Raw genomic sequence first — 26,515 nt, 5'->3', positions numbered from 1 at the left:
ACTACGCGATCAGTCCTGGTTGGCCAGTTTGTGCTCGAGGTAGTGAATGTTGATGCCGCCTTTGCAGAAGCCTTCATCACGCACCAGATCACGGTGCAGCGGGATGTTGGTCTTGATGCCATCGACGACGATCTCGTCCAGGGCATTGCGCATGCGGGCCATGGCTTCGTCACGGTCCTTGCCCCAGGTGATCAGCTTGCCGATCAGCGAGTCATAGTTCGGCGGAACCGAATAACCGCTGTACAGGTGCGAATCGACACGCACGCCGTTGCCGCCCGGTGCGTGGAAGTGCTTCACCTTGCCAGGGCTCGGGATGAACTTCTTCGGGTCTTCGGCGTTGATACGGCATTCCAGCGAATGGCCGTGGACCACCACGTCCTCCTGACGGAACGACAGCTTGTTGCCAGCGGCGATGCTCAGCATCTCCTTGACGATGTCGATGCCTGTAACCATCTCCGACACCGGGTGCTCAACCTGCACACGGGTGTTCATCTCGATGAAGTAGAAGCGGCCATCTTCGTACAGGAACTCGAACGTCCCCGCACCGCGGTAGCCGATCTCGATGCACGCGTCTACGCAGCGCTTGAATACTTCCTGGCGTGCTTTCTCGTCGATGCCTGGGGCCGGGGCCTCTTCCAGCACCTTTTGGTGGCGGCGTTGCAGGGAGCAATCGCGGTCACCGAGGTGGATTGCATTGCCCTGGCCGTCGGACAAGACCTGTACTTCCACGTGACGTGGGTTGGTCAGGAACTTCTCCAGGTACACCATCGGGTTGCCGAAGGCTGCACCGGCTTCGGTACGGGTGAGCTTGGCCGAGGCGATCAAATCCTCTTCCTTGTGCACCACACGCATGCCGCGACCACCACCGCCACCGGCGGCCTTGATGATCACCGGGTAGCCGACGTCGCGGGCGATGGCCAACGCGACTTCTTCGTCTTCCGGCAGCGGGCCGTCGGAGCCCGGCACGGTCGGTACGCCCGACTTGATCATCGCGTCCTTGGCCGAGACCTTGTCGCCCATCAGGCGAATGGTGTCGGCCTTGGGGCCGATGAAGGCAAAGCCGGACTTCTCGACCTGCTCGGCAAAATCGGCGTTTTCCGCCAGGAAGCCGTAACCGGGGTGAATCGCGGTCGCGCCGGTGACTTCGGCAGCGGCGATGATCGCCGGGATGTGCAGGTACGAATCCTTGGACGATGCAGGGCCGATGCAGACCGACTCGTCTGCCAGGCCCAGGTGCATCAGTTCACGGTCGGCGGTGGAGTGCACCGCGACGGTCTTGATACCCAGTTCTTTGCAGGCACGCAGGATCCGCAGGGCAATTTCCCCGCGGTTGGCGATCAGGACTTTTTCGAGCTTCCCAGACATCGTTGGCTCTCCGCGATTCAAACGATGGTGAACAGCGGCTGGTCGAACTCAACCGGCTGGCCGTCTTCTACCAGAATGGCGTCGATGACACCGCCGACATCGGCTTCGATGTGGTTCATCATCTTCATGGCTTCGACGATGCACAGGGTGTCGCCTTTCTTCACGCTCTGGCCCACTTCAGCGAAGTTCGGCGAGGTCGGCGAAGGCTTGCGGTAGAAGGTGCCTACCATTGGCGAGCGGATGACGGTGCCCTTGAGGGCCGGTGCCGCGGCGGCAGCTTCGACAGCAGGTGCGGCAGCGGCGACCGGGGCAGCGGCAGGCGCAGCCATCGGGGCAGGTGCGTAGAACTGCTGGGCAGCTGGGGTCTTGCTGTGACGGCTGATGCGAACCGACTCTTCGCCTTCCTTGATCTCCAGCTCGTCGATGCCAGACTCTTCCAGCAGCTCGATCAGTTTCTTGACTTTACGGATATCCATTAATCATCAACTCCCAAAGGTTCGGTCAGGGGGCGAAATTGTTAAAGCGTGTCGATACGCTTCTCTTGACCCTGGCCACCGAGGCCAGGGCTTTCATCATTTGGGCTGTGCGTTGGCAGCCAGCTGTTCCAGCGCGGACTCCAGGGCCAGGCGATAACCGCTGGCGCCCAGACCGCAGATCACCCCTACGGCTACATCGGAAAAGTAGGAGTGATGACGGAACGGTTCGCGTTTGTGCACGTTGGACAGGTGCACTTCGATGAATGGGATGCTCACCGCAAGCAATGCGTCACGTAATGCAACGCTTGTGTGGGTGAATGCAGCCGGATTGATCAGGATGAAATCCACACCCTCGTTGCGTGCCGCATGAATACGATCGATCAACTCGTATTCGGCGTTGCTCTGCAAGTACTGCAAATGGTGGCCCGCGGCGCGAGCACGTTGCTCCAGGTCCTGGTTGATCTGGGCCAGGGTCACGGCGCCGTAATGGCCGGGCTCGCGCGTACCGAGCAGGTTCAGATTGGGGCCGTGAAGCACCAGTAGCGTTGCCATCTGCGAGTTCCTTGGATTTGTAGGGCAATTCGACACAGCGCGGCGAGTGTGCCTAAAGCGACGGCAAGTGTCCAGTTCCCGGCAATAGCCAGCACGATGAGCGAGATTCGCGCGAAGTATGTGACCAGATAGCAGGATCCGGTCACTGATCGCCGACATGTTCCCATGCCAGCGGGCCGTTACAGGCCTGCCTGGCCGCGAACGCGGGACAAAATGGACGCAAAGTTCTCGGCATTTATCTCGCCAATCACCCGATCAGCGGTCAGTTCGCTGCCGTTGGCGGCAAAGAACATCAATGCCGGCGGGCCGAACAATCGATAGCGGTCCAGCAGGGCACGCTGGGCCGCATCGCTGCGCGTCACATCCACGCGCAGCAGTTTGAAACCCGCCAGCTGGGGCAGCACCTGAGGTGCATTCAACACCTCGTGCTCGATGACTTTGCAACTGATGCACCAGTCTGCGTACCAGTCCAGCAGCACTGGCTGGCCTGCGGCCTTGGCATCGGCCAGTGCAGCATCGAGCGCCTGGGCGGTGGTCAGTGTTCGCCACGCCTGGGCAGGGGACGCAGCCTGACCAGCCGTGCTCCCTCCTGTAGGGGGCAACGGTCGCAGCGGATCACCCTGGCCGCTGAGGGCGCCATACCAGCAGGCCAGGGCGTAGACCAGCAGTGCCAGGCCAAGCAGTTGGGCCAGACGTTGGCGAGGCGTCTTCACGACGAACTCCAGGGCCCCCAGGAACACGGCCACCCCGGCAGCGAGCAAGCCGATCAGCCCCAGGGTGACAGGCCCTGGCAAGACCCTGCTGAGCAAACCGATGGCCAGCCCCAGCAACAGGACGCCGATGGCGTTCTTCACGCTGTTGAGCCATGGGCCGCTTTTCGGCAACCAGGCGGCGCCACCGGTGGCGACCAGCAGCAGCGGGGCACCCATGCCCAGGCCTAGCGCGAACAGTTTGAGCGCACCGCCCAAGGCGTCTCCACTGGCGCTGATATACAACAACGCACCCGCCAGCGGCGCCGAAACGCAGGGTGAAACCAACAGGCTGGACAACACGCCCAGGGCCGCTGCGCCCAGCAGCGAGCCGCCTTGGGTGCGATTGGCGACGCCGTCCAGGCGATTGCTCAGGGCCTGGGGCAGCTTGAGTTCGAACAAGCCGAACATGGCCAGGGCGAAAGCCACGAAGAACAGCGCGAAAGGCACCAGCACCCAGGCCGACTGCAGGCGCGCCTGCAGGTTGAGGCCTGCGCCGAACAGGCCCATCAAGGCCCCAAGGGCGGCAAAGCTGGCGGCCATGGACAGCACATAGGCCAGTGACAACGACAGCCCACGCAGCCCACCTGCCTGACCGCGCAAAACCACCCCCGAGATAATGGGCAGCATGGGCAGCACGCACGGCGTGAACGTCAGGCCCACGCCGGCGATGAAGAACAGCAAGAGCGCTTTCCACTCCCAGGCGTGTGCGGCCTGGCTGCTCGGCGCACCTTCACCTTCAATGCTCAGGTGTTCGGTTTCAGGTGGGTAGCACAAGCCTTTGTCAGCGCAGCCCTGGTAACCCACCTGCAAGGTGAAGGCCCTGGGGTCATTGCGTGGCAATTCAATGTCGACGATGCCGTGATACACCTCCACATCGCCGAAGAACTCGTCATGTTTGGCCTCGCCCTTCGGGATGACCGGCGTGCCCAGTGCGATGTCGGCCGGCTCGGTGCGAAACACGAAGCGGTGGCGGTACAGGTAGTAGCCGTCGGTGGCCACCAGGCGCAGCTTGATGGCATGGGCGTCGGCCTGGATCAGGCTCAGCTTGAAGGCTTCGTGTACCGGGAGGAAATCGGCGTTGCCGGCCAGTGAGGAGGCCCCGAGGGTAGCGCTGGGGCGATTGTCCAGCAGCCCCGTGGCGAACACCGGGCTGGCCAGCAGTAGGCACAACAGGAAAAACAGGCGGCGCATGGTGAACTCGCAAGATCGAACGTGCCGCGCATCATAACGGAGTTGGCGCTCAAGGAACCATGTGTGGGCCCGCCCGCCTTGCCGGTGATGGTCTAAGGCTATTTCGTGGAGCCAGGGCGGGCGGCCGGTTCAGACCCTGAAGGCACCCACCGCCTGGTTCAGCGCGCTGCCCAGGCTGAGCAGGTGATCGCCTTGCTCACGCCCCTCACCGATGCGTTGCAGGTTATCGCCACCCAGCTGATGAATCCGCTCGCTGTGGTCACGGATATCGCTGACCGCATCACTTTGTTGCGCCGTCACTTCGGCAATGCGCAGGGCAGTGTCGGCGATAGTACGGATCGCACACACGATTTCGTCCAATGCGCCATCGGCAGTCTGGGCCTGGTTGGCAGTGGCCTCGGCATGCTCCAGTTGTACCCGCGTACCGTCCACGGCGCCCTTGGCTGCCTGCTGCAACCTGTCGATCAAGGTCTGGATTTCCCCAGTGGCGCCGGTGGTGCGCTGGGCCAGGGTGCGGACTTCGTCGGCCACCACGGCGAACCCGCGACCCATCTCGCCAGCGCGGGCGGCTTCGATGGCGGCATTGAGTGCCAGCAGGTTAGTCTGTTCCGCAATGGACCGGATCACCGTCAGCACGCCACCGATCGTGGCCGATTCCTCTGCCAGTTGCTCGATCATGCGGGCGTTGCCTTGTACCTCGTCGACCAGCGTGCGTAGACCCGACAGGCTCTGCCCGATCACAGCCTGGCCCTGTTCCACTGCCCGGCCTGCGTCACGACTGGCCAGGGCCGCAGCGCTGGCGTCGCCAGCCACCTGCTGGATGGTCGCTTCCAGTTCCCCAAGCGCGTCGCGAATCTGCCCGGTATCCCCGGCCTGTCGTTGTGCGCCATCGTGCAAGGCAGCACTCATGTCGGCCAGCGCATGACTGCTGCCGGCCACTTGCGCGGCATTGTGCCGCAATGCGCCTACCAGTTCGACCAGGTACTGGCGCAGGCGATTGAGCGAAGCCTGGATGTCATGCAACTCGCGGTTGGTCCTGCCCATTTCGACAGGCTGGGTAAAATCGCCCTCGGCCCAGCGCGACAGCGCAGGCACCAAGCCGGTGAGGGTGCGTGCAAGGCGACGTTGCAGGGTGTCGATGAGCAGGGCGATCAGCAGGATCATCACGATCATCGCCCCTTGCAGGATGCGCACTTCCCCCGCGATGGTGCCATGCAGGCTGCGCACTTGTGGCTCCAGGGCCGCGATGGCCTGGCGCACTGCCTCCAGCTGTTGCGTGGCGCGGGTCGCCAGGGCGGCGCGCTGGGCGATCTGGGCACGGGTACGTTGCAGCTCGGCCGGGTAGCGCCCAACCAGGCTTTGCAGCTCGCGCTTGAGGCCCACGGCGACGTCTTCTTGCTGGGCGCGGGTATCGTTCTGCAAACCCATCAGCGCGGCAAAGTCATCCGCGTCCGATTCGGCAATACGGGTCACGCCCAGCAGCGGCAAGCCTTCGATGACCTGCGCCTGGGCCTGGATCGATTGCAGCTCGCGCTCCAGCTCAGTCGCCAGTTCGGGCCGGCCGCTGCCCACCAGCTTCTCCCGCGCCAGGCCCAGCCTGCTCAGGTGCAGGGTTGCCTCAACAAGCGGCAGCAGATAGCGCCCAGCGTCGGGGTTGGTGCTGTCGCGCGCATAGGTGGTCAGTTGCTCCAGGTTGGCCCCCAGCTCGCGTTCGGCTTGCAGCAACAGCGCCTGGGGGTCACCGGCCAGCTTTCCGGCTGCCAGCAACTCGCCCGCGCTGAAGGCCTGGAGGTGGTCCAGGCTGGGGCGCAGTTGGCTGGCCAGCGCCTCGGGCCAGTCGGCCAGCGAAGCTTGCAGTTGCTCCGTGGCCTGCAGTGCCGCCGCATGGCGCACGGCATCGCCGCTACCAAGATAAGCTTGAATGTTCTGGGCAGCCTCAGTCTGAAAATGGCGCGACAGGGTCAGGTAGCGTTCCATCATCTGGTAGGGACGCTCCAGCGCCCGCTGCGACCACCACAGCGTGACGCCCAGAGCAATGCACACCGTCACCAGCAACAATGTATTCAAATTGGTTAGCCATTTCAGGCGCATAGCCGCGTGCTTCCTGCGGGGGAGGGAAGAGTCAGGGGCCTGAAGTTATTGCGTTCGTGTGACGCGATGATGACGGCGGCACGCAATTGAATGGCAAAGTGCCTTTATTCTTTGCCCACCCCTTCAGGGCTCCACACGCACCACGCAATTACGTCCTGCATGCTTGGCCCGGTATAGCGCCTCGTCGGCCGCGCTGGCCATGGTCAGGGCATCGAGCCCGTCATCGAGTTGCACGACGCCTGCACTGAACGTACAGCGCAGGTCATGGGGTTGGGCCGGGTAGAGGATTTCGGCAAAACGCCCGCGGATGTCATCGAGCACCTTGTACGCCGCCTCCAGGGCGGTATTGGGCATGACGATGGCGAACTCTTCGCCGCCGTAGCGGCCAATGAAGTCGGTCTTGCGCAGGCGCTGCTTGAGAAACAGCGCCAGGCTCTTGATCACCCGGTCGCCCATGGGGTGGCCATGGCGGTCGTTGATTTTCTTGAACCGGTCGATGTCGAGCATGGCAAAACTCAGCGGCTGCTGTTCGCGGCGGGCACGGAAGCTGCAATCCTCGAGCAACTGCAGGATATGCGTGTGGTTGTACAACCCGGTCAGGCTGTCGCGGACCATGCGCGCCTTCAGATGCCGAGCGCGGGCAGCGCGGTTGCGCACGGTGGTGATCAGGTGGCGCGAGCGAAACGGCTTGGTCAGAAAATCATCGCCGCCTTCGCTCATGGCCTCGAGCTGCTTGTCCAGGTCATCCTCGGCCGACAGATAGATGATCGGTACGCTGACGTAGCGGTCGTTGTGGCGAATCACCTTGGCCAGTTCAGGGCCGGTGCACGCCGGCATGTACAGGTCGAGGATGATCAGGTCAGGCTGGAAATCAGCCAGCTCGGCCATGGTGGCGATCGGGTCGGTCAGGCTGCGAGTGATCATCCCGGCGCCTGCCAGCACCCGTTCCGTGAACAGGGCCTGGGTGCGTGAGTCATCGATGATCAGTACGCGCAGGGGATCGTACGGCGCGGCATCGGTCAGGCGCTCGACCTTCTCCAGCAGGCTGGAAGCCTCCAGTGTGCCGGTGAGGAAATCGCGCCCGCCGGCCCGCACGGCGGCCAAGCGCGTGGGAGTGTCGGTTTCGTGGTGGCTGAAGAACAGCAGCGGCAGGGGTTTGGCCTGCCGCGCCTGGACTTCGGCCGCCAACGCCAGGCCCTGGCCGACCCCATTGAAGTCGACGTCCATGATGACCGCCGAAGGCGGGCATTCGCCTACCGATGCGCGAAAGGCATCGGCAGTGGGCAAGGCCTGTACGCCCAGGCCGAAGAACTCCAGTTGCTGGGCCAGGCGTTCGGCGCGGTCGTGGTCCTGCAAGAGGATATAGACCGGCCTGCGCTGGGGCGCCAGCAGCAACTGGTCGCGTGGGTCGTCCTTGCGCAGGCCGCTACGCACAAGATGCTCAGGGGGGCACTGCGGGCTCGGCTCAACTGCTTGGCTCATGTCCTGGCTACTTGTCGTTAGGGGTATGCAGGGGCAGTGATGGCTCTATGCTAGCAGTTCTTGAGCTGCGTAGGCGTGCCCCCTTTCAACAAAGTGGGCTGAATGACTATTCAGTTACCGACCAAGGGGTCGCTTATGCGTAAGGCGGTGTCTGCTTTATAGTGCTGTCAGGCGGGCTTGCCGTGGCACCCTGGCGTAGGCCTGTGGTCAAAGCCCCTGAACCGTCGTGACTGATCAAGGATATAGCCATGCTGGACTGGAAAAACCGCGAGGCCAAAGCCGAGCCCCGCGAGCGTGTCGACGGCCGCGGCGCTGCCGCCCGTAGCTATTTTGGTGGCCTGTTGGGCCGCTCACTGTTAGCCCTGGTTGGGCTTTACCTGCTGGTGTGTATCGGCCTTTCCTGGTACTGGAGCCAGGAGCCCGAATTGTTCCCGGTTCAGCAGAACGCGCAGAGCGCAGCCGAGCGTAATGGCCAGCAGATGGTAGTGGGCTACACCACTGTCGAAACGCTCAAGACCGTGGCGAGCACCTTGCTGAACAAGCCAGGTGGCTACATTGCCAACGACCGTCTCCCGCCTGGCTTGTGGATGGACAACATGCCCAACTGGGAGTACGGCGTACTGGTCCAGGTGCGTGACCTTTCCCGCGCGCTGCGCAAGGACTTCGCCCGCTCCCAGTCGCAATCGACCGAAGATGCCGACCTGGCCAAGGCCGAGCCGCGCTTCAACTTCGATTACAAGAGCTGGATCCTGCCGTCCAGCGAATCGGAATTCGAAGAAGGCATCAAGTCGCTGACGCGCTACCAGGCTCGCCTGGCTTCGGGTGACAAGGGCGCGATCTTCTATACCCGCGCAGACAACCTGAACAACTGGCTGGGCGACGTCGCTACCCGCCTGGGCTCGCTGTCGCAACGTCTCTCGGCCAGCGTAGGCCGCGTAAAGCTCAACACCACGCTCAAGACTGAGTCCGTGGTGGCTGGCCAGGCGCCGCAGGTTGACGAGGAGGTCGTGGAAACCCCATGGCTGAAGATCGACGACGTGTTCTACGAAGCCCGTGGCCAGGCCTGGGCACTGTCGCACCTGCTGCGTGCGATCGAAGTCGATTTCGCCGACGTGCTGGCCAAGAAGAACGCGACCGTGAGTGTGCGTCAGATCATCCGGGAACTGGAGGCCTCGCAAGAGCCCCTGTGGAGCCCGATGGTGCTCAACGGCAGTGGTTTCGGCATGTGGGCCAACCACTCGCTGGTCATGGCCAACTACATCTCCCGCGCCAACGCGGCGGTCATCGACCTGCGCCAGCTGCTGTCGCAGGGCTGAGATGACCTTCAGCCCTGATGAAGCCGCCCACCGGGCGGCTTCGGACCGGGAACGGGTCACCTGGGTAGACGAGCACGACCAAGTGCTCGGCGCATTGCCCAGGGCACAGTTGCGCGAGCGCGGGCTGATCGGGCGCTGCACGTTCATTCTGCTGTTCAATGGTGCCGGTGAACTGTGCGTGCACCGGCGTACCCTGAGCAAGGCGCTGTACCCCGGGTATTGGGACGTTGCCGCCGGCGGCATGGTGGCCGCCGGTGAAACCTACGCCGAATCGGCCGCGCGCGAGCTGGCCGAGGAACTGGGCATAGCTGACGTAAACTTGCGTTTTCACGAGCGATTCTTCTTCGATCAGCCTGACAATCGCCTGTGGTGCGCCTTGTACTCGGCAGTCTCCGATGCGCCGCTGCGGCTGCAGCCTGAGGAAGTGATCGAGGCACGGTTCATCGATGTGGACCAAGCGCTAGAGGACAGTCGGCTCAGGCCTTATTGCCCCGACTCGATGGCCGCGTTGATGCGCTATAGGAACCGCCTTGTCTAACCCATGCACGTAGGGTCGCAAAACATTCGCAAAATGGCGCAATCCGGTACTTAGCAACTGCACCGTTTATCGTTACACTGCGCGGCCTTTTCGGGCTGCCGCACGTGTTGCGGCAGTAGCGCCGCCCCTGCCAGAGTGGGGCTTCGCGGTCGGCCTCATGTGCAGGTACGACCAGTTTTTGTCCTCAGCACCGAGGCACAAAAGTGGCCAAGAAAGCTTCTTCCCTCTCCGCCCTCGGCGGTCTTGTTTATTCGACCGATGCCGGTCGTCATTGCCCTGACTGTGGCCAGCCTGTGGATGCCTGTACCTGCAAGCAGCGGGTCATCCCCGAAGGTGATGGCATCGCCCGCGTGCGCCGCGAGAGCAAAGGCCGTGGCGGCAAGACCGTGACCACCGTCACGGGTGTGCCGTTGCCGCCCGATCAGCTCAAGGAGCTGGCTGCCACCCTCAAGCGCCGCTGTGGTACCGGTGGCGCGCTCAAGGACGGCGTCATCGAGATCCAGGGCGATCATGTGCAATTGCTGATCGACGAGCTTATCAAGCAGGGCTTCAAGGCGAAAAAGTCGGGCGGCTGAGTCGCTCGGCAGGTTTTCGTCCTGCGCTTTCTAAACTCGTCGCAGTGACCAGGGTCTACCCCAGAGCACGGACGAACCGTCATTTTTGGCTTCTACACTGCCTTCCCGGTTTGCCCAGCAGTGTCTTGACTCAATTTATAGGGGACTTGAATGTCCGTACGACGCACACGCAAAGACGATGGTAGCCAATGGACCGTGGCCGACAGCCGCAGTGTTTATGGCATCCGCCATTGGGGCGCAGGGTATTTCGCCATCAATGAAGCCGGGCGCGTCGAAGTACGCCCCAACGGCCCTGACAGCTCGCCGATCGACCTGTACGAGCAGGTTGATCAGCTGCGCCAGAGCGGCCTGTCGCTGCCTTTGCTGGTACGCTTTCCCGACATTCTGCAGGACCGCGTGCGCCAGTTGACCGGCGCCTTCGACGCCAACATTGCGCGCCTGGAATACCAGAACCAGTACACCGCGCTCTACCCGATCAAGGTCAACCAGCAGGAGGCGGTGGTCGAAAACATCATCGCCACTCAGAACGTGTCCATTGGGCTGGAAGCCGGCTCCAAACCTGAATTGCTGGCAGTGCTGGCCTTGGCGCCCAAGGGCGGCACCATCGTCTGCAACGGGTACAAGGACCGTGAGTTCATCCGCCTGGCGCTGATGGGGCAGAAGCTGGGCCACAACGTCTTCATCGTCATCGAGAAAGAGTCCGAAGTAGCCTTGGTGATCGAGGAAGCGGCCGACCTGAAGGTCAAGCCGCAAGTAGGCCTGCGCGTGCGCCTGTCGTCGCTGGCATCGAGCAAATGGGCTGACACCGGGGGCGAGAAGTCCAAGTTCGGGCTTTCTGCCGCGCAGCTGATTTCTGTGGTGCAGCGTTTTCGCGACGCCGGCCTCGACCAAGGTATCCGCCTGCTGCACTTCCACATGGGCTCGCAGATCGCCAACCTGGCGGACTACCAGCACGGTTTCAAGGAAGCCATCCGCTATTACGGCGAATTGCGCGCCCTGGGCTTGCCGGTGGACCACATCGATGTGGGCGGCGGCCTGGGGGTGGACTACGACGGCACCCACTCGCGCAACGCCAGCTCGATCAACTACGACATGGATGACTATGCCGGCGTGGTAGTGGGCATGCTCAAGGAATTCTGCGACGCGCAGGGCCTGCCGCACCCGCACATCTTCTCGGAGAGCGGCCGTTCGCTGACGGCTCACCATGCCATGCTGGTCATCCAGGTCACTGATGTAGAGCGCCACAACGACCAGGTGCCGACCATCGAGAACAAGGACGCGCTGCCGGAAACCGTGCAGTGGCTGGCCGATCTGCTGGGGCCCACCGACATCGAGATGGTGACCGAAACCTACTGGCGCGCCACCCACTACATGGGCGATGTGGCCGCCCAGTACGCTGACGGCAAGATCAGCCTGGCCGAGAAAGCCCTGGCCGAGCAGTGCTACTACGCGGTGTGCCGTCGCCTGTACAACTCGCTCAAGGCTCGCCAGCGCTCGCACCGCCAGGTACTCGATGAGCTGAACGACAAGCTGGCGGACAAGTACATCTGCAACTTCTCGGTGTTCCAGAGCCTGCCCGACACCTGGGCCATCGGCCAGGTGCTGCCGATCATCCCGCTGCACCGCCTGGACGAAGAGCCCCTGCGGCGCGCCGTGTTGCAAGACCTGACCTGCGACTCCGACGGCAAGATCAACCAGTATGTCGATGAGCAGAGCATCGAGACCAGCATGCCGGTGCATGCCCTGAACGAGGGCGAGGACTACCTGCTGGGCGTGTTCCTGGTCGGGGCCTACCAGGAGATCCTGGGCGACATGCACAACCTGTTCGGTGACACCGACTCGGTGAACATCTACCAGAATGCCGATGGCAGCGTGTACCACGCCGGTATCGAGACCCACGACACCATCGAGGACATGCTGCGCTACGTGCACCTGTCTCCCGAGGAGCTGATGACTCACTACCGCGACAAGGTGGCCAGTGCCAAGATCACCGCGCGCGAGCGTACCCAGTACCTTGATGCGCTGCGCCTGGGCTTGACCCGTTCGTCCTACCTCTCGTCCTGAGAAGCCTCAGCCCCTGAGGGGGCTCATCGCCGTCACGCCTTCGCAGCGTGGCGGCGGTGAGCACCGCCTTGGGTTGCTCGCTGGCCCATGCCAGTCATCTCACGCCACCCAGGCGTCCTTGCCCTGCAGGCGCCACCCCACCCAGGCCAAGGTCATGGCGCGCACGCCCATGAAGCCGAGAAACGCCAACCACAGGCCATGGTTGCCTAGCCCGCTCAGGGCAAAGGCCAACGGCAATGCAATGGCGAGCGATGTCAGCATGGCATTGCGCATTTCCCGGGCGCGTGTGGCCCCGATGAACAGCCCATCGAGCAAATAGCTCCACACGGCGATCAACGGCAGGCACGCCAGATAGGGCAAGTACGGATAAGCCGCCGCCCTGACGCTGTCGATATCGGTTTGCAGATCGATGAACAGGTGTCCCCCCACCCAGAACAGAACGGCAAAGACCGAACTTGCAATCAGCGACCATCCACCGGCTACCACCAGCGCACGGCGCAGGGTGCCGCGGTCCCGAGCACCAATGGCGTGACCGCACAGCGCCTCGACCGCGTGGGCCAGGCCATCGAGGGCATAGGCCGTCAGCAGCAGGCCGTTGAGCAGCAGTGCATTGGCCGCTACCGTCGCCTCGCCCAGGCGTGCGCCCTGTACGGCGATCAGCAGGAAAACCAGCTGCAAGGCAAGGCTGCGCAAAAAGATGTCGCGGTTCACTGCCAACAGCGGGCGCCAGGCCTGCCAGCGTCTGAGTGCTGCCCAGGCGATGTGCCCCGGATAGGCGCGCAGGGCCGGGCGGGTAAGCGCCAGGCCCAGCAGGGCCGCGCACCATTCGGCAATCACCGACGCGCGTGCCGAGCCCAGGACGCCCCAGTCCAGGCCGAGCACGAACCACAGGTTCAGCACGATGTTGAGCAGGTTGGTGGTCAGCAGGATCGCCAAGGGCGCCCGGGCATTCTGGGTCCCCAGAAACCACCCGACCAAGGCGTAACTGGCCAGTGCCGCCGGCAGGCCCAGCAACCGGGTGTGGAAGAAGGTTTGTGTGGCTTGCCCCAGGGCCGCGCTGGGCTGCATGGCATGCAGGGCCAACTGGCTGAAGGGCAGGGCCAGCAGGCCGATGAGCAATGCGAAGCCTACTGCCAGCAACAGGCCCTGAACCAACACCTGGCGCAGGGCGGCGCCATCGCCTCGGCCCGCGGCCTGGGCGGCGAAGCCTGTCGAGCCCATGCGCAAGAAGCCCATCAAGCCGACCATGAAGGTAAACAGCGTAGCGCCCACGGCCACTGCGCCCAGCTGATGGGCATGGGGCAGGTGGCCAATGACGGTGCTGTCGACCAGCGCCACCAGTGGCACCGAGACATTGGACAGGATCATGGGCGCGGCCAGCCCCCACACCTTGCGGTGGGTGGGGCGGTGGTGCCAGTCGGCGAAGAATCGGGGCATGTTCATTCCAGCGAAAACGAGGACTGCAAGCGCTTGATCGGGGCGCCCGCCGGGCGGCAATGCAAGCCAAGGGCGACAGTGTAACGGCCACGCAACCATTGCGTGCGACCAAGGTCTCATCTGGCGCACAACGCTGGGTGTAGCACCTGGCCTTGCGCTATAGTTGCTGCCTTCATCTACACCCTGCCTTCGAGTGTCTACTCCATGTTCAACAAAGGATTGTTGCTGGCCTGCGCGCTGGCCTTGCTCAGCGGCTGTGACTCCTCAACGCCTGACGCCCCAGCGCCTGCCCAGAAGCCAACCGCCAGCGCCAGCGCCGCCGCCAAGACGCCACAGCGCGAAGATCCTGCGGTGCTTGCCAAACGCTACGAGGGCCGTGAGCTGACGGTACTGGATGTGTCGGAAGTACAGCTCGATGGCGCGGCCACACTGTCGGTCAGTTTCTCGGCGCCGCTGGATGCCGACCAGGATTTCACCAACAAGGTCCACCTGGTGGACACGGTCAAGGGCAAGCTGGACGGCGCCTGGGAGCTGTCCGACAGCCAGATGGAGCTGCGCCTGCGTCACCTGGAACCGCAGCGCAAGCTGGTGCTGACGGTGGACAAGGGGCTGCTGGCCGTCAACGGCAAGGCGTTGCAGGAAGAGTCGATCACTCGCCTTGAAACCCGCGACATGCAACCCACCGTTGGCTTCGCCAGCAGGGGCTCGCTACTGCCGACGCGGCTGGCAGAGGGCCTGCCGGTCATCGCATTGAATGTGAACAAGGTGGATGTGGAATTCTTCCGCGTCAAACCCGGCATGATTTCCTCGTTCATGGCCAACTGGGGGCGCAGCAGCAGCCTGGAGTACTACCAGTCCAAGGACACGCTGAGCATGGCCGAACTGGTCTACAGCGGCCGCTTCGACCTCAACCCTGCACGCAACACGCGCGAAACCGTGCTGTTGCCCATTGCCGGCATCAAGCCGCTGCAGGAGCCCGGTGTGTACCTGGCCGTAATGCGCGCCTCGGGAACCTACAATTACTCCCAGCCAGCCACCCTGTTCACCTTGAGCGACATTGGCGTATCGGCCCATCGCTACCGTGATCGCATCGATGTATTCGCCCAGGCCCTGGAAGGGGGCAAGGCGATGGATGGCGTGAACATCGAGCTCCACGACAAGAAAGGCAAGCTGCTGGCCCAGGCCAGCACTGATGGAAAAGGTCATGCTGAACTGCCGATCACGTCCAAGGCCGATACCCTCATCGCCACCCAAGGCGTGCACACGACCTTGCTGCAGCTCAATACTGCGGCCTTGGACTTGGCAGAGTTCGACATCACCGGCCCCCAGGCCAATCCGCTGCAACTCTTTATCTTCGGCCCGCGCGACCTGTATCGCCCAGGCGAAACGGTGCTGCTGAACGGCCTGCTGCGCGACCAGGACGGCAAGCCCGTCAAGGCTCAGCCGGTGAACGTTGAAGTACGCAGGCCGGATGAACAAGTCAGCCGCAAGTTCGTCTGGGAAGCAGACGATAAGGGTCTGTTCCAGTACCAGCTGCAACTGGCCACCGAGGCGCCGACCGGCCGCTGGCAACTGCTGCTCGACCTGGGCGGTGGACGCAAGCAGGTCTACGAGTTCCTGGTCGAGGACTTTCTGCCTGAGCGGCTGGCCCTCGACCTCAAGGGTAGCAGCAAGCCCCTGGCCCCTGAGCAGGACGCGCGCATCGAGGTGACTGGCCGCTACCTGTACGGTGCGCCGGCCGCTGGCAATCGCCTGAGTGGCCAGGCCTATGTGCGCCCGCTGCGTGAAGCGGTACCTGCACTGCCGGGCTACCAGTTCGGGTCGGTTACCGAAGGCGAACTGGAGCAGGACCTGGAGCTCGATGAAGTCACCCTCGACCAGGCGGGCAAGGCGGTCTTGGATATTTCCAGCCGCTGGGCAGAGGCGCGTTCGCCGTTGCAACTGACCGTGCAGGCAAGTTTGCAGGAGTCCGGCGGCAGGCCCATTACGCGCCGCCTCGAGCAACCTGTTTGGCCGGCCGAACGCCTGCCAGGCCTGCGTGGCCTGTTCGACGGCGATGAAGCTGACAGTGAAGGCCCGGTGGAATTCGAGTTTCTGGTCGCTAACCGCGAGGGCAAGAAACTGGCCGCCGACGACCTCAAGGTCAGGCTGATCCGCGAGCGACGCGATTACTACTGGAACTACTCGCAAGATGACGGCTGGAGCTACGCCTACAACGAAAAATTCCTGACCCAAGTGGAAGAGACGGTAAGCGTCAAGGCCGACGCCACGGCCAAGCTGAGCTTCCCGGTCGAGTGGGGCCCCTATCGCGTGGAAGTCGAAGACCCGCAGACCGGCCTGGTGTCCAGTCAGCGCTTCTGGGCAGGCTACCGCGCCCAGGACAATGCCGAAGGCGGAGCTGTACGCCCCGACCAGGTCAAGCTGGCCTTGGACAAACCCTCCTACGCCGACGGTGCAACGGCCAAGGTCACGGTTACGCCGCCGGCCGCAGGCAGTGGTTACTTGATGATCGAGTCCAGCGACGGCCCGTTGTGGTGGCAGGAAATCCAGGTACCTGCAGAAGGCAAGACCTTCGATATCCCGCTGGACAAAGCCTGGGCACGCCACGACCTTTACCTCAGCACCTTGGTGGTGCGCCCAGGTGAACGCAAGGCCAATGCCACGCCCAAGCGTGCGGTAGGCGTGTTGCACCTGCCGCTCGACCGTGCCGATCGCAAGCTGGCAGTCAGTTTGCAGGCACCGGAAAAAATGCGTCCCAAGCAGCCGCTGACGGTCAAGATCAAGGCGGCAAACGCCGACGGCAGCGTGCCTGCGCAGGTACGGGTGCTGGTGTCGGCGGTGGACGTCGGCATTCTCAATATCACCGACTTCAAGACCCCGGATCCATTCGCAAGCCTGTTTGGCCGCAAGGCCTACGGTGCCGACCAGCTCGACATTTACGGGCAACTGATCGAAGCCGGGCAAGGGCGTCTGGCCAGCCTGGCATTCGGTGGTGATGCGGCCATGGCCAAGGGTGGCAAACGCCCCAATACCACCGTCACCATCGTGGCCCAGCAGAGCCTGCCGGTGACCCTGAACGACAAGGGAGAAGGGCAGGCCACGGTCGATATCCCTGATTTCAACGGCGAGCTGCGGCTCATGGCTCAGGCCTGGACCGAGGATCACTTCGGCATGGCAGAGGGCAAGACCGTGGTGGCCGCACCGCTGATTGCCGAACTCTCGGCCCCACGGTTCCTGGCAGGCGGCGATCAGACGCGCCTGGCGCTGGACCTGGCCAACTTGTCGGGAGCTGCCCAGCAGCTGACCGTGCAGGTGACCACCGAAGGACAAGTGAGCCTGACCGGCAATGCCACGCAGTCTGTGGCGCTGGCCGAAGGCCAGCGGACGACCCTGATGATTCCGGTGCAAGCCCAAGGTGGCCTGGGGCAGGGCAAGGTGCATGTGCAGGTGACCGGCCTGCAGTTGGCCGGCGAGGCGCCGACCACGTTCGAGCGCGAATGGACGCTGGGCGTGCGTCCGGCCTATCCCGCCATGCTCAAGCACTTCCGCGTGGCCTTGAAGGATCAGCCCTGGACGCTGCCCGAGGCGGACCTCGCGGCCTTCGAGCCTGCCGGCCTCGAGGGCACGCTGGCCCTGTCGAGCCGACCCCCGCTCAACCTCGCCGAACAGATCCGGGCGCTGAAGGCTTACCCCTATGGGTGCCTTGAGCAGACCACCAGCGGGCTGTACCCGTCGCTGTATGCGGACGCCGATACCCTCAAGCGGCTTGGCATCGAGGGTGAACCGGCCGAGGTGCGCAAGCGCAAGATCGAAATGGGCATCGAGCACCTGTTGGGCATGCAGCGCTACAACGGCAGCTTTGGCTTGTGGAGTGCCGACAGCGAAGAGGAATACTGGCTGACGGCCTATGTCACCGACTTCCTCCTGCGCGCGCGCGACCAAGGCTATGGCGTACCCGCCGAGGCGCTGAAGAAAGCCAACGAGCGGTTGTTGCGCTACCTGCAGGAGCGCAACCTGATCGACGTGGACTACAGCGACGATGCCGATCACACCCGTTTTGCCGTGCAGGCTTACGCCGCGCTGGTGCTGTCGCGCAGTCAGCAGGCGCCCTTGGGCGCGCTGCGCGGGTTGTTCGAGCGCCGCGCCGATGCGCGTTCCGGTTTGCCGTTGGTGCAACTGGCCGTGGCCCTGGACAAGATGGGTGACAAGCCTCGTGCCGACCAGGCCCTGCAGGCAGGGCTTGCCGTCAGCCGCGGCAAGAACTGGATGGCAGATTACGGCAGCCCCCTGCGTGACCAGGCGTTGATCCTGGCACTGCTGCAGGAGAACAAGCTTGCCAGTGGCCAGGTGGACCAGCGGCTCTTCGCCCTGTCCGATGAAGTGGCTGCCAATCGCTGGCTGTCCACCCAGGAGCGCAACGCCTTGTTCTTGGCCGGGCGTGGCCTGCTGGGCACGCCGGAAGTCAAGTGGCAGGCCCGCCTGGACAGCGCCGGTGAGCTGCGTGACTTCAATAACACCGAAGCCGGCATGAAGTTGGAAGGGCCACTGCTGGCATCGCCGCTGACGGTGCAGAACCAGGGCAGCCAGACCGTCTACCAGCAGCTGACCCTGTCGGGTTACCCGCGTCAGGCGCCGCCTGCCAGTAGCAATGGCATGCAAATCCGCCGCGAGTACCTGGGCATGAAGGGCCAGCCGCTGGACCTGGCGAACCTGCGTAGCGGCGACCTGGTACTCGTGCACCTCGCCCTCAAGGCCGATGAGCGCGTTCCCGATGCCTTGGTGGTCGATCTATTGCCTGCGGGCCTGGAGCTCGAAAACCAGAACCTTGCGCAAAGTGCAGCCAGCCTGGATAACGCCAGCGGCGCCGTGAAGCAATGGCGCGAATCGATGCAAAATGCCAACGTGGTTCACCAGGAGTATCGCGACGACCGTTACGTCGCAGCGCTCAAGCTGGACAGCTACGCGACGACGCATCTGCTGTACCTGGCGCGAGCGGTGACCCCTGGCACCTACCGGGTACCACCGCCGCAGGTCGAGTCGATGTACCGCCCGAATCTGCAGGCCGTGGGGGAAGGGCAGGGTGAGATGACGGTCAAGCCTCGCTAGGGGCAGGCCTTGTGCGACGAGCAGAGGCTTTCACCTGTTCGTCGCACTGCCACTCAATGGATCACCCAGCTCATTACCCACAGGCCCAATACCAGCCAGATGATGCCTAGGATGATCGAGGCACGCATGAAGGCGCGGATCGCCGAGAACAGCAGCATCAGGCCAACGATCAGGGCCAGGATGCTGACCAGCGAGGTGTCCATGCCCAAGGTGCGCGACAGGCCATCGACGAAATTGCCGCCGGCATTGGCCAACAGGTTGAACAACCCGCTCAGCGCGTCGACGACGATGCGGATCAGCGATCCCAGTGCTTGCCCCAGCCATTCGAAAAAACCTTCTACATGCATAGTTGCTTCCTGATCAACATGGCGGCGTTCTTGCCGTTTCCAGTGCTTTGGCCCTTTTCAGGGCAGGTCGGTTCCCGATGCCAAGCTTAGCCCGCTGGTGGCGATCGCGACCATGCAAAGCAGTGCGTGCCCTGGTGATTGGCGTGGTGGCCTTAATGGGCCTGCTGTGGCTGGCCGACCGCATCTGGCCTTTGCCCATGCCGTCCGACGACCTGGCCCGGGTCGTGCTGGCAGAAGATGGCACACCGTTGTGGCGATTCGCCGATGCCGACGGGGTGTGGCGCTATCCGGTGAGCCCCGAGCAGGTCTCGCCGTTGTACCTGCAAGCGTTGCTGACGTACGAGGACCGCTGGTTCTACCGGCACCTGGGCGTGAACCCGATGGCCCTGGTCAGGGCGGCGTGGCTGAACGCGAGGGGAGGACGTGTGGTGTCAGGCGGCAGCACGTTGTCGATGCAGGTGGCACGCCTGCTCGATCCCCATGATCGCACCGTGGCGGGCAAGCTGCGGCAGCTGTGGCGCACACTGCAGCTGGAGTGGCACCTGTCCAAGCGGGAGATTCTACAAATCTACCTGGACCGCGCGCCGTTCGGCGGCACCTTGCAAGGTGTTGCCGCTGCCAGCTGGGCTTATCTGGGCAAGTCGCCCTTGCATCTGACGCCGTCGGAGGCAGCCCTGCTGGCGGTACTGCCGCAAGCCCCCAGCCGCCTACGCCCCGACCGCCACCCCGAGCGCGCCGAACGCGCACGCAACAAGGTGCTGCAACGGTTGGCGCAGTATCAGGTGTGGCCCGAGCAGCGCCTGCGCGAAGCGGCCGAAGAGCCGCTGGTGCTGGCGCCGCGTCAGGAGCCGGCACTGGCGCCGTTGCTGGCCCGCCGTCTGAACACCCCGGGTAGCCCGCCGTTGATCCGTACCACCGTGGATGCAGGGTTGCAGCGCCGGCTGGAAGACTTGCTGCTGGGATGGCGCGCGCGTCTGCCGGAGCGTACGTCTGCCGCCATCCTGGTGGTCGATGCGCAAACCATGGCTGTACGCGCTTATCTGGGCTCGGTCGACCTCACGGACGCCCGGCGTTTCGGGCACGTGGACATGGTGCGGGCGTTGCGCTCGCCTGGCTCCACGCTCAAGCCGTTTCTGTACGGCCTGGCGATGGACGATGGGCTCATTCATTCCGAGTCGCTGTTGCAGGACGTACCCCGGCGTTACGGTGACTACCGTCCGGGCAATTTTTCCAGCGGCTTCAGTGGGCCGGTGTCAGCGAGTTCGGCACTGGCCCTGTCGCTCAACTTGCCCGCCGTGCAACTGCTCGAAGCCTACGGCCCGAAACGCTTCGCCGCGCAACTGCGCATGGGCGGCTTGCCGCTCACGCTACCTCCGTTGGCCGAGCCCAATCTTTCGCTGATCCTGGGCGGTGCCGGTAGCCGTCTGGAAGACCTGGTAGGTGGCTACGCGGCCTTGGCCCGGGAGGGTAGAAGCGCCCAGGTGCGGTTGCAGCCCCAGGCACCCCTGGTGGAGCACCGGCTCATGTCTCCGGGCGCAGCGTGGATCATCCGGCGCATTCTCAGCGGCCAGGCTCGGCCCGACCGCGACCCGCATGCCGAACTGGTACGCCGTCCCCAGCTGGCCTGGAAAACCGGCACCAGCTACGGCTTTCGAGACGCTTGGTCGATTGGCGTCGGCCCTCGCTACCTGATCGGGGTATGGATTGGTCGGCCCGACGGCACCCCTGTGGCCGGGCAGTTCGGCTTGGCCTCGGCCGCCCCGTTGATGCTGCAAGTGCACGACCTGCTCAGCAACCGGGACAGCCAGCGCGGGTTAGAGGCCCCGGTGCAGCGAACGCCTGCCAATGTCGGGGTGGCGGCGATCTGCTGGCCTCTGGGGCAGGCGATGAGCCGCCAGGACGGCAATTGCAGGCGCCAGCGTTTTGCCTGGACCCTGGACGGCACCGTTCCTCCCACGTTGCAGGCGGCCGATCAGCCGCTGGGCCTGGGTTTGCGCGAACACATCTGGGTCAACGACCGCGGCTTGCGCGTGGACAGCAATTGCCCTGGCGCCCAGGCGCGCGAGGTGGCCCTGTGGCCCGCCCCCTTGGAACCCTGGTTGCCTCGGGCTGAACGGCGGGCTGCCCGTCTACCGGCCATGGACCCCACATGCCCACCGCAAGGCCCGGTCAGTGCCCCGCCGCTGGCCATCGTCGGTATTCGTTCTGGCGACCATCTGCGTCGCCCCGCCACCAGTGGGGAACCGCTGCAAGTGGCGGTGTCGGCGCTGGGCGGTAGTGGGCGGCGTTGGTGGTTCCTCAATGGACAACCGCTGGGCGAAACCCAAGGGCAGGACAGCCTGATGGTGCGCCTGCCGCAGGCAGGGCAGGCCGAGTTGAGTGCGTTGGACGAAAGTGGTGAAACGGCGCGGGTGGTGTTTCAGGTCAATGAGTAGTATGGCGGTGTGCCGGTGCCGTGGCACCGGCACCTGTCAGTGCGCCGTGAACCGTTGATTCACCGGGGATGAACCTGGTGTCAGTGCCAAGGCCAGTTGCGTGCGGTTGTGCATATGGGTCAGGCGCAACACCTGGGACACGTACAGTTTCACCGTGTTTTCGGTGATACCCAGTTCACAGGCGATCTGGTAATTGGTCTTGCCCTTGCCCACCAGCCGCGCCACTTCCAATTGACGTGGCGACAGCTTTTCAAATACCGAGGGCAGCTCGGCCTCGGCTTCCTCCATGTCGCCGGCGCGCCGGTGAGGCCCTTGTCCGCGGGCTTTTTCCAGGTCCTGATACAACTCGTCGACGGACTCTGCCAGATCCTGCAGGCGCTGATTGAGCCCGCTGAGGTCGTGGAAGTCGCGCTGACGTTCCTGCAGCACCTGCTCCTGGCGGCGTACCCCTTCGAGCAGCTCGTCGAGATCCATGGGTTTCTGGTAGTAGTCGGCAAAGCCTTCGCGCAGCGCCCGAATAACGTCCTGCTTTTCGGCACGGCCGGTCAGCATGATGGCTTCGAACATGCGGTGGCTACCGTCGATCTGCTTCAGGGCACGCATCAGCTCGATGCCATCGCGTCCGGGCATGTGAAGGTCGCAGATGATCAGACCGATGGCGGGGTCGGCCTCATAGCGTTTTACCGCCTCATCTGTGGAGAGTGCCGATACGCAACTGTATCCCTTGGCTTCCAGGAACTCGCATAGCTGTTCGACGATGACTGGCTGATCATCGACTACCAGCACTTTCATTTCACTTACAGGTTTGGACACGATCAACTCCCTGTGAATATACGGCCCTGCTCCCGGGCTAGACGCTCTGGCAGATTAAAAGTAGCCGTACCTCTCGTAGTTGTACAAGGTGTGTACAAGGTTAGGGACCGCTGGATTCTTCATTGGATCCATACAGCTGTCAGAAGGTAGCCTGCCAGCACGTAGGGGACGAATGCCTGCTTGTCGCCCATGGCTTCGGTCAAGGCCTGGAGGCGTTTTTTCACCTTGGGGTTGAGCAGCGTCCACAAGCGCCTTCGGGTGGTCAGCCAGATCAACAGCGCGACCCCGGCCCCGATGAAGGTCCCGAGCACATGATCGGTGCCGGTGGCCAATGCCAGCGCGCCCATCAGTTTGACGTCATCGGCGCCGAAGTGGCCGAGCATGTAGCCGGGCAAGGTGAGCAGCATGACGATGGCCAGGCCCCAGCCTGCCGAACTGGGATCGGCGCCAAGCCAGGTGTGGCCGGTTGCGAACAGCCACAGCAGGGCCCCTACAGCTACGCCCAGCGTCAACAGGTCCGGGAGCTGGCGCTGGCGCACATCCTGTTCGGTACACAAGGCAAGCCACAGAAGAAGAACAATGCTTTGCATCGACAGGTCGCCTTTCCTAGTAGATGAACACTTACCCGTGCAGTCAGGTTTCCTTAGTCAAGATAGACCGGAACCTGCGTGACGGCCGTGTGCCGCAAGGAAAAGGCGTTGGGAGAATGGGTTTTGTCGCAGTCGTCGTCTGTTGCGGGGCCTCTGCTAGCGTTTGCTGCCAGGTGGATAGTTGCCCAGCACCTGAGCCACCGTTTTCTGAATAGCCTCGTTGCGTTCCTGCGGGCTTGGCGGGTAGTTGTTCATGATCTGCTCGGCACTGCCGCGCCAGACCAGCTTGCCATCGCGCCCATCAAGCAAGTCGACCTGGATAGTCGCGACCTTGTAGTCGACGCTGCGGGTTTCGTTGTACATCGGCCCGCCCCAGTACCCTCCCCAATAGCCACCCCAACCGCCGCCGTAGTTGGTGGTGACCTGTTGCTGGCGCTGTTCCACGATCAGGTAGGTGCGCACGTTGAGATCAGCACGCGCGCCAGGGGGCGCTGGGCGTAGGCCCCGCTGATCGAGCTGGTCGCTGACCGCCTGGCGGATGCGCTGCTCGGTCAGGTCGCTCTTGATGCGTGGATCGTCAGGACGATATTGCAGGCCGGGCTCCTGCCAGGCCCAATTGCGGTAGGCGGCAAAATCACGACTCGCGTCGTAGTCCTGCTGCACGTTATGGCTTGAGCAGGCAGCCAACAAGGCCGCAAACGACACGAGTAACAGGCGGCGCAACATGATGAATCTCCGTTAGGCGTTAACTGGGAGGATAGCCGCTGAGAGCCTTGCGCACGGCGTCGCGCACGGCATTTTCACGGTCCCGCGGTGAAGCCTGGTCGTTGCCGCTTTCGGCACTTGCGCTCCAGACGGCCTGGCCGCTGCGGCTGTCGTACAGGTCGATGCGCACTACCATGACCTCAACCTGATAGGTGCGTACGACCGGAACACTGGCGTAACCCCCATAACCGTTGCGGTAACCGCCATAGCCCACGTTGCCGTAGGGCCCATAGTAAGGGTCGTAGCTGTCGTAGTCGCGCACTTGGCGCAGGCGTTTTTCCAGGCGGATATCGGCGCCGACGAGCAGGTCACCTACACCGCTGCGGGCGGGGCGCAAGCCCTGCTGATCGAGCGCTGCGGCCACGGCATCGGCCAGCTGTGCAGGGTCGGCATTGGCCGAACCGCTGGGCAGACGCCCGTCACGCCAGCTCCAGCTGCGGTAGCGGCCGTAGTCCCTTGCAGGTGCGGGATAAGCGCTTGCGTCGAAGGTGGTCGCTGCCTGAGGCGGGGCCGGTGGCAGTGGGCGGCTGCTGGCGACGTAGGGATTGGTCCCTTGGCACCCGGTCAGAACCAAAGCCAGCAGGGCCAGTGGCAACAGACGGTACGGCATGCTTGCTCCTCACGGCAGGTCAACGTGGGCGACAGACCCAATGCAGGTAACGGCCCAGGCCGGCGAAACTCGGATGGCGGCGGTGAGCGAGCTCCATTTCCAGCACGTCCAGCAGCTCGGCGCGGTCCTGGAATTCCTTGGGCATGTAGTCATGGAAAACACGTATGCCGCTTTCACTTTCGACCTGCCACAAAGGTTCAAGTTGCGCCCTGAGCGCCCGCGGATCAAGTGGTTTCTGCGGGGTAAGGCTCTGCTTTTCACCTTCAAGGCGATTACTGCGAAGCTTGCGGAAATGCCCCTTGAGCAGGTTGCGGTAGACCAAGGCATCGCGGTTATAGAACGCCAGCGACAGCCAACCCCCGGGGGCTGTGAGTTGATGCAGAACGGGCAGGATACTTTCCGGCTCAGCCAGCCATTCGAGTACCGCGTGGCACACGACCACGTCGTAGGGCTCGGTCAGCTCACCCAGCAGCGCTTGCCAGGGCGCCTGGATGAACGTTGCCGCCTGGCCGGCCTCGGCAAAGCGGGCCCGTGCCCCTTCGAGCATGGGCTCGGCGGGTTCGGCCAGCGTAAGCTGGTGGCCGCGTTGGGCCAACCATAGCGCCATGTGACCCAGGCCGGCACCGATATCGAGGATGCGCAATGGGCGATCCGGCAGGGCTTCGGCCAGGTCGGCCTGCAAGACTGCCAGCCGGATCGCCCCCTTTGCGCCACCGTAGATTTTCTCTGCAAATCGGGTGGCCAGTTCATCGAAATGACGGTCGTTCATCGTGCGAAGCGCCTTTCGCTGTCAGCCAGCTTGGCGCGGACCACCTGGTCCATGTCCAGCCCCAGTTCACTGCACAACAGCAACAGGTAGAGCACGACGTCGCCCACTTCCTGCCCGGCGTGGGCCAGCTGTTCGGGTGGCAGGCGACGTGACTCGTCCTCGCTGAGCCACTGGAAGATTTCAACCAGCTCGGCCATTTCGACGCTGGCGGCCATGGCCAGGTTCTTTGGGCTGTGGAAACGTTGCCAGTCATTGGTATCGCGGATTTGATGCAGGCGTTGAGTCAGTTCTTGCAGGTTCATCGGGTTCTCCTCATGGCGCATAGCTTCCGCGCAGGGCCATTGCAAAGCAAGCTTCCCTGCACGGGGCGCAGCATGCGCCAGTCAGCCCTGCAAGCGGGCCCAGCGGCCGAGCATGTGTACCACGTCCGTCTGGCCGTCCAGGCGCAGCTCACCCACAGGGCCGACCTGGCTGGCGCTGAGCACCACCTCCGAGGGCAAACGCACGGGTTTTTTAAAATCCACCTCGAACCGATAGCCACTGTGAGGCAAGTGCCCGTGCAGCGCGGCCATGGCCATGGCCTTGCTCCACATGCCGTGGGCGATGGCGGTGGGGAAACCGAACAGCTGGGCGCTGGGTGCGCTGAGGTGAATGGGGTTGTAGTCGCCGCAGACCTTGGCATAACGGCGGCCGATATCACTGTCGGCATACCAGCGCGTGACTTCAGGCAAGTGGCTGGCCTGACCCTCGTCCGCCTCTGCCAGGTTGCCGTCGAGTTTCAATCCGCGCACGAGCATGCGGCTGGTTTCCCGCCAGAGCACGCCAATACCGTCCGCCGCCTGGGTGATCAGGTCGAACGTTCCGCCTTTGGGGTGGGGCTGCAGGTTGTCGGCATGAACCGCCATGCGCAGCGACTCGATGCCCCCAAGCGGGCGGATGACATCGATGCGGTTGTGCAGGTGGACCAGGCCCAGCAACGGAAAGGGGAACTGCTCGGCGGTCATCAACTGCAGCTGCAGGTTGAACGCCATGATGTGCGGGTACGTAGCAGGCAGCCGGCCATCGTCGACGAAACGGCACAATTGCCGGTAGGCATGCAGTTGCTCAGGCTGAACCGCCAGGGTGCAGCGCAGCCCGTGCGTGGGCAGTTGATCACCGCTGATGCGGCGTTTGCCCGCTGCGCGCAGGTACAGGCTGGCGCGGCTGGCGGGTTGATGCAGGTCGTGCCAGTGTCGTTGCAT

21 protein-coding genes are annotated in these 26,515 nt (G+C 63.6%); 6 read left to right on the top strand and 15 right to left on the bottom strand.

The window, feature by feature from the left end; all coding sequences use genetic code 11:
* Positions 1-9: 9 nt before the first annotated feature.
* The 6 genes from accC to ACF8GB_RS21770 all read right to left on the bottom strand — a co-directional run bounded on the left by accC (position 10) and on the right by ACF8GB_RS21770 (position 7,909).
* Positions 10-1,365, bottom strand: coding sequence for an acetyl-CoA carboxylase biotin carboxylase subunit (gene accC, locus ACF8GB_RS21795; RefSeq protein ID WP_058639420.1), 1,356 nt, complete (start codon positions 1,363-1,365; stop codon positions 10-12).
* Positions 1,366-1,382: 17 nt separating this feature from the next.
* On the bottom strand, positions 1,383-1,841 hold the full coding sequence (accB, locus tag ACF8GB_RS21790) for an acetyl-CoA carboxylase biotin carboxyl carrier protein (protein ID WP_023535179.1): 459 nt from the start codon (positions 1,839-1,841) through the stop codon (positions 1,383-1,385).
* 96 nt (positions 1,842-1,937) lie between these two features.
* Entirely contained in the window at positions 1,938-2,393 is a 456-nt protein-coding gene (aroQ, locus tag ACF8GB_RS21785; RefSeq protein WP_003255330.1) for a type II 3-dehydroquinate dehydratase, read from the bottom strand.
* Positions 2,394-2,572: 179 nt separating this feature from the next.
* Entirely contained in the window at positions 2,573-4,336 is a 1,764-nt protein-coding gene (locus ACF8GB_RS21780) for a protein-disulfide reductase DsbD (protein ID WP_392527631.1), read from the bottom strand.
* Between the two features lie 129 nt (positions 4,337-4,465).
* Positions 4,466-6,313: a methyl-accepting chemotaxis protein gene (locus ACF8GB_RS21775; protein WP_392527644.1), complete on the bottom strand. Its 1,848-nt coding sequence runs from the start codon at positions 6,311-6,313 to the stop codon at positions 4,466-4,468.
* Between the two features lie 237 nt (positions 6,314-6,550).
* Complete coding sequence (locus ACF8GB_RS21770; protein ID WP_078479170.1) at positions 6,551-7,909, bottom strand: diguanylate cyclase; 1,359 nt, start codon at positions 7,907-7,909, stop codon at positions 6,551-6,553.
* A gap of 248 nt (positions 7,910-8,157) precedes the next feature.
* On the opposite strand from ACF8GB_RS21770, the gene ACF8GB_RS21765 reads away from it, so the two are divergent.
* From ACF8GB_RS21765 to speA, 4 genes are all read left to right on the top strand, one after another.
* Positions 8,158-9,225, top strand: coding sequence for a DUF2333 family protein (locus ACF8GB_RS21765; RefSeq protein WP_058639416.1), 1,068 nt, complete (start codon positions 8,158-8,160; stop codon positions 9,223-9,225).
* Between the two features lies 1 nt (position 9,226).
* Entirely contained in the window at positions 9,227-9,763 is a 537-nt protein-coding gene (locus ACF8GB_RS21760; RefSeq protein ID WP_182140554.1) for an NUDIX hydrolase, read from the top strand.
* 203 nt (positions 9,764-9,966) lie between these two features.
* Positions 9,967-10,338 carry a translation initiation factor Sui1 gene (locus ACF8GB_RS21755; protein WP_392527630.1) on the top strand — a complete coding sequence of 124 codons (372 nt, stop codon included), beginning with the start codon at positions 9,967-9,969 and terminating at the stop codon, positions 10,336-10,338.
* 150 nt (positions 10,339-10,488) lie between these two features.
* A complete protein-coding gene (gene speA, locus ACF8GB_RS21750; protein WP_058605287.1) occupies positions 10,489-12,402 on the top strand; it encodes an arginine decarboxylase in 1,914 nt (637 codons plus the stop codon).
* A gap of 99 nt (positions 12,403-12,501) precedes the next feature.
* On the opposite strand, the gene ACF8GB_RS21745 is transcribed toward speA, so the two are convergent.
* On the bottom strand, positions 12,502-13,839 hold the full coding sequence (locus tag ACF8GB_RS21745) for an MATE family efflux transporter (protein WP_058639413.1): 1,338 nt from the start codon (positions 13,837-13,839) through the stop codon (positions 12,502-12,504).
* 204 nt (positions 13,840-14,043) lie between these two features.
* Between ACF8GB_RS21745 and ACF8GB_RS21740 the strand changes: the two genes are divergently transcribed.
* Positions 14,044-18,945, top strand: a complete 4,902-nt coding sequence (locus tag ACF8GB_RS21740) for an alpha-2-macroglobulin (RefSeq protein WP_392527629.1) — start codon at positions 14,044-14,046, stop codon at positions 18,943-18,945.
* 53 nt (positions 18,946-18,998) lie between these two features.
* Here ACF8GB_RS21740 and ACF8GB_RS21735 read toward each other — a convergent pair whose 3' ends face one another.
* Positions 18,999-19,292: a hypothetical protein gene (locus ACF8GB_RS21735; protein WP_023535173.1), complete on the bottom strand. Its 294-nt coding sequence runs from the start codon at positions 19,290-19,292 to the stop codon at positions 18,999-19,001.
* 77 nt (positions 19,293-19,369) lie between these two features.
* Here ACF8GB_RS21735 and pbpC point away from each other — a divergent pair, with 77 nt between their 5' ends.
* The gene (gene pbpC, locus ACF8GB_RS21730; RefSeq protein ID WP_392527628.1) at positions 19,370-21,727 is read left to right on the top strand and encodes a peptidoglycan glycosyltransferase PbpC; all 2,358 of its coding nucleotides are present in this window, start codon (positions 19,370-19,372) and stop codon (positions 21,725-21,727) included.
* A gap of 36 nt (positions 21,728-21,763) precedes the next feature.
* Here the strand turns inward: pbpC and ACF8GB_RS21725 are convergent, their stop codons facing one another.
* The 7 genes from ACF8GB_RS21725 to ACF8GB_RS21695 form a co-directional block, all read right to left on the bottom strand.
* The gene (locus tag ACF8GB_RS21725; RefSeq protein WP_081321333.1) at positions 21,764-22,519 is read right to left on the bottom strand and encodes a response regulator transcription factor; all 756 of its coding nucleotides are present in this window, start codon (positions 22,517-22,519) and stop codon (positions 21,764-21,766) included.
* Between the two features lie 140 nt (positions 22,520-22,659).
* Positions 22,660-23,130, bottom strand: coding sequence for an A24 family peptidase (locus ACF8GB_RS21720; RefSeq protein ID WP_058605282.1), 471 nt, complete (start codon positions 23,128-23,130; stop codon positions 22,660-22,662).
* A 156-nt stretch (positions 23,131-23,286) separates the two neighbouring features.
* Positions 23,287-23,856 carry a DUF4136 domain-containing protein gene (locus tag ACF8GB_RS21715; protein ID WP_058605281.1) on the bottom strand — a complete coding sequence of 190 codons (570 nt, stop codon included), beginning with the start codon at positions 23,854-23,856 and terminating at the stop codon, positions 23,287-23,289.
* 19 nt (positions 23,857-23,875) lie between these two features.
* On the bottom strand, positions 23,876-24,505 hold the full coding sequence (locus ACF8GB_RS21710; RefSeq protein WP_196121724.1) for a DUF4136 domain-containing protein: 630 nt from the start codon (positions 24,503-24,505) through the stop codon (positions 23,876-23,878).
* 19 nt (positions 24,506-24,524) lie between these two features.
* Positions 24,525-25,274 (bottom strand): methyltransferase domain-containing protein, encoded by a 750-nt coding sequence (locus tag ACF8GB_RS21705; RefSeq protein ID WP_058638401.1) that lies wholly within the window; start codon positions 25,272-25,274, stop codon positions 24,525-24,527.
* On the bottom strand, positions 25,271-25,576 hold the full coding sequence (locus tag ACF8GB_RS21700) for a MazG-like family protein (RefSeq protein WP_023535180.1): 306 nt from the start codon (positions 25,574-25,576) through the stop codon (positions 25,271-25,273). The genes ACF8GB_RS21705 and ACF8GB_RS21700 overlap by 4 nt, the downstream gene beginning before the upstream one ends.
* Positions 25,577-25,657: 81 nt before the next feature.
* Complete coding sequence (locus ACF8GB_RS21695; RefSeq protein WP_058638400.1) at positions 25,658-26,515, bottom strand: MaoC/PaaZ C-terminal domain-containing protein; 858 nt, start codon at positions 26,513-26,515, stop codon at positions 25,658-25,660.

It is taken from the genome of Pseudomonas sp. xss_4 (assembly GCF_043104125.1).
Lineage (GTDB): Bacteria > Pseudomonadota > Gammaproteobacteria > Pseudomonadales > Pseudomonadaceae > Aquipseudomonas > Aquipseudomonas parafulva_B.
Note: the sequence above shows the minus strand (reverse complement) of the source record. Positions and strands in the feature narration are given on the sequence as shown.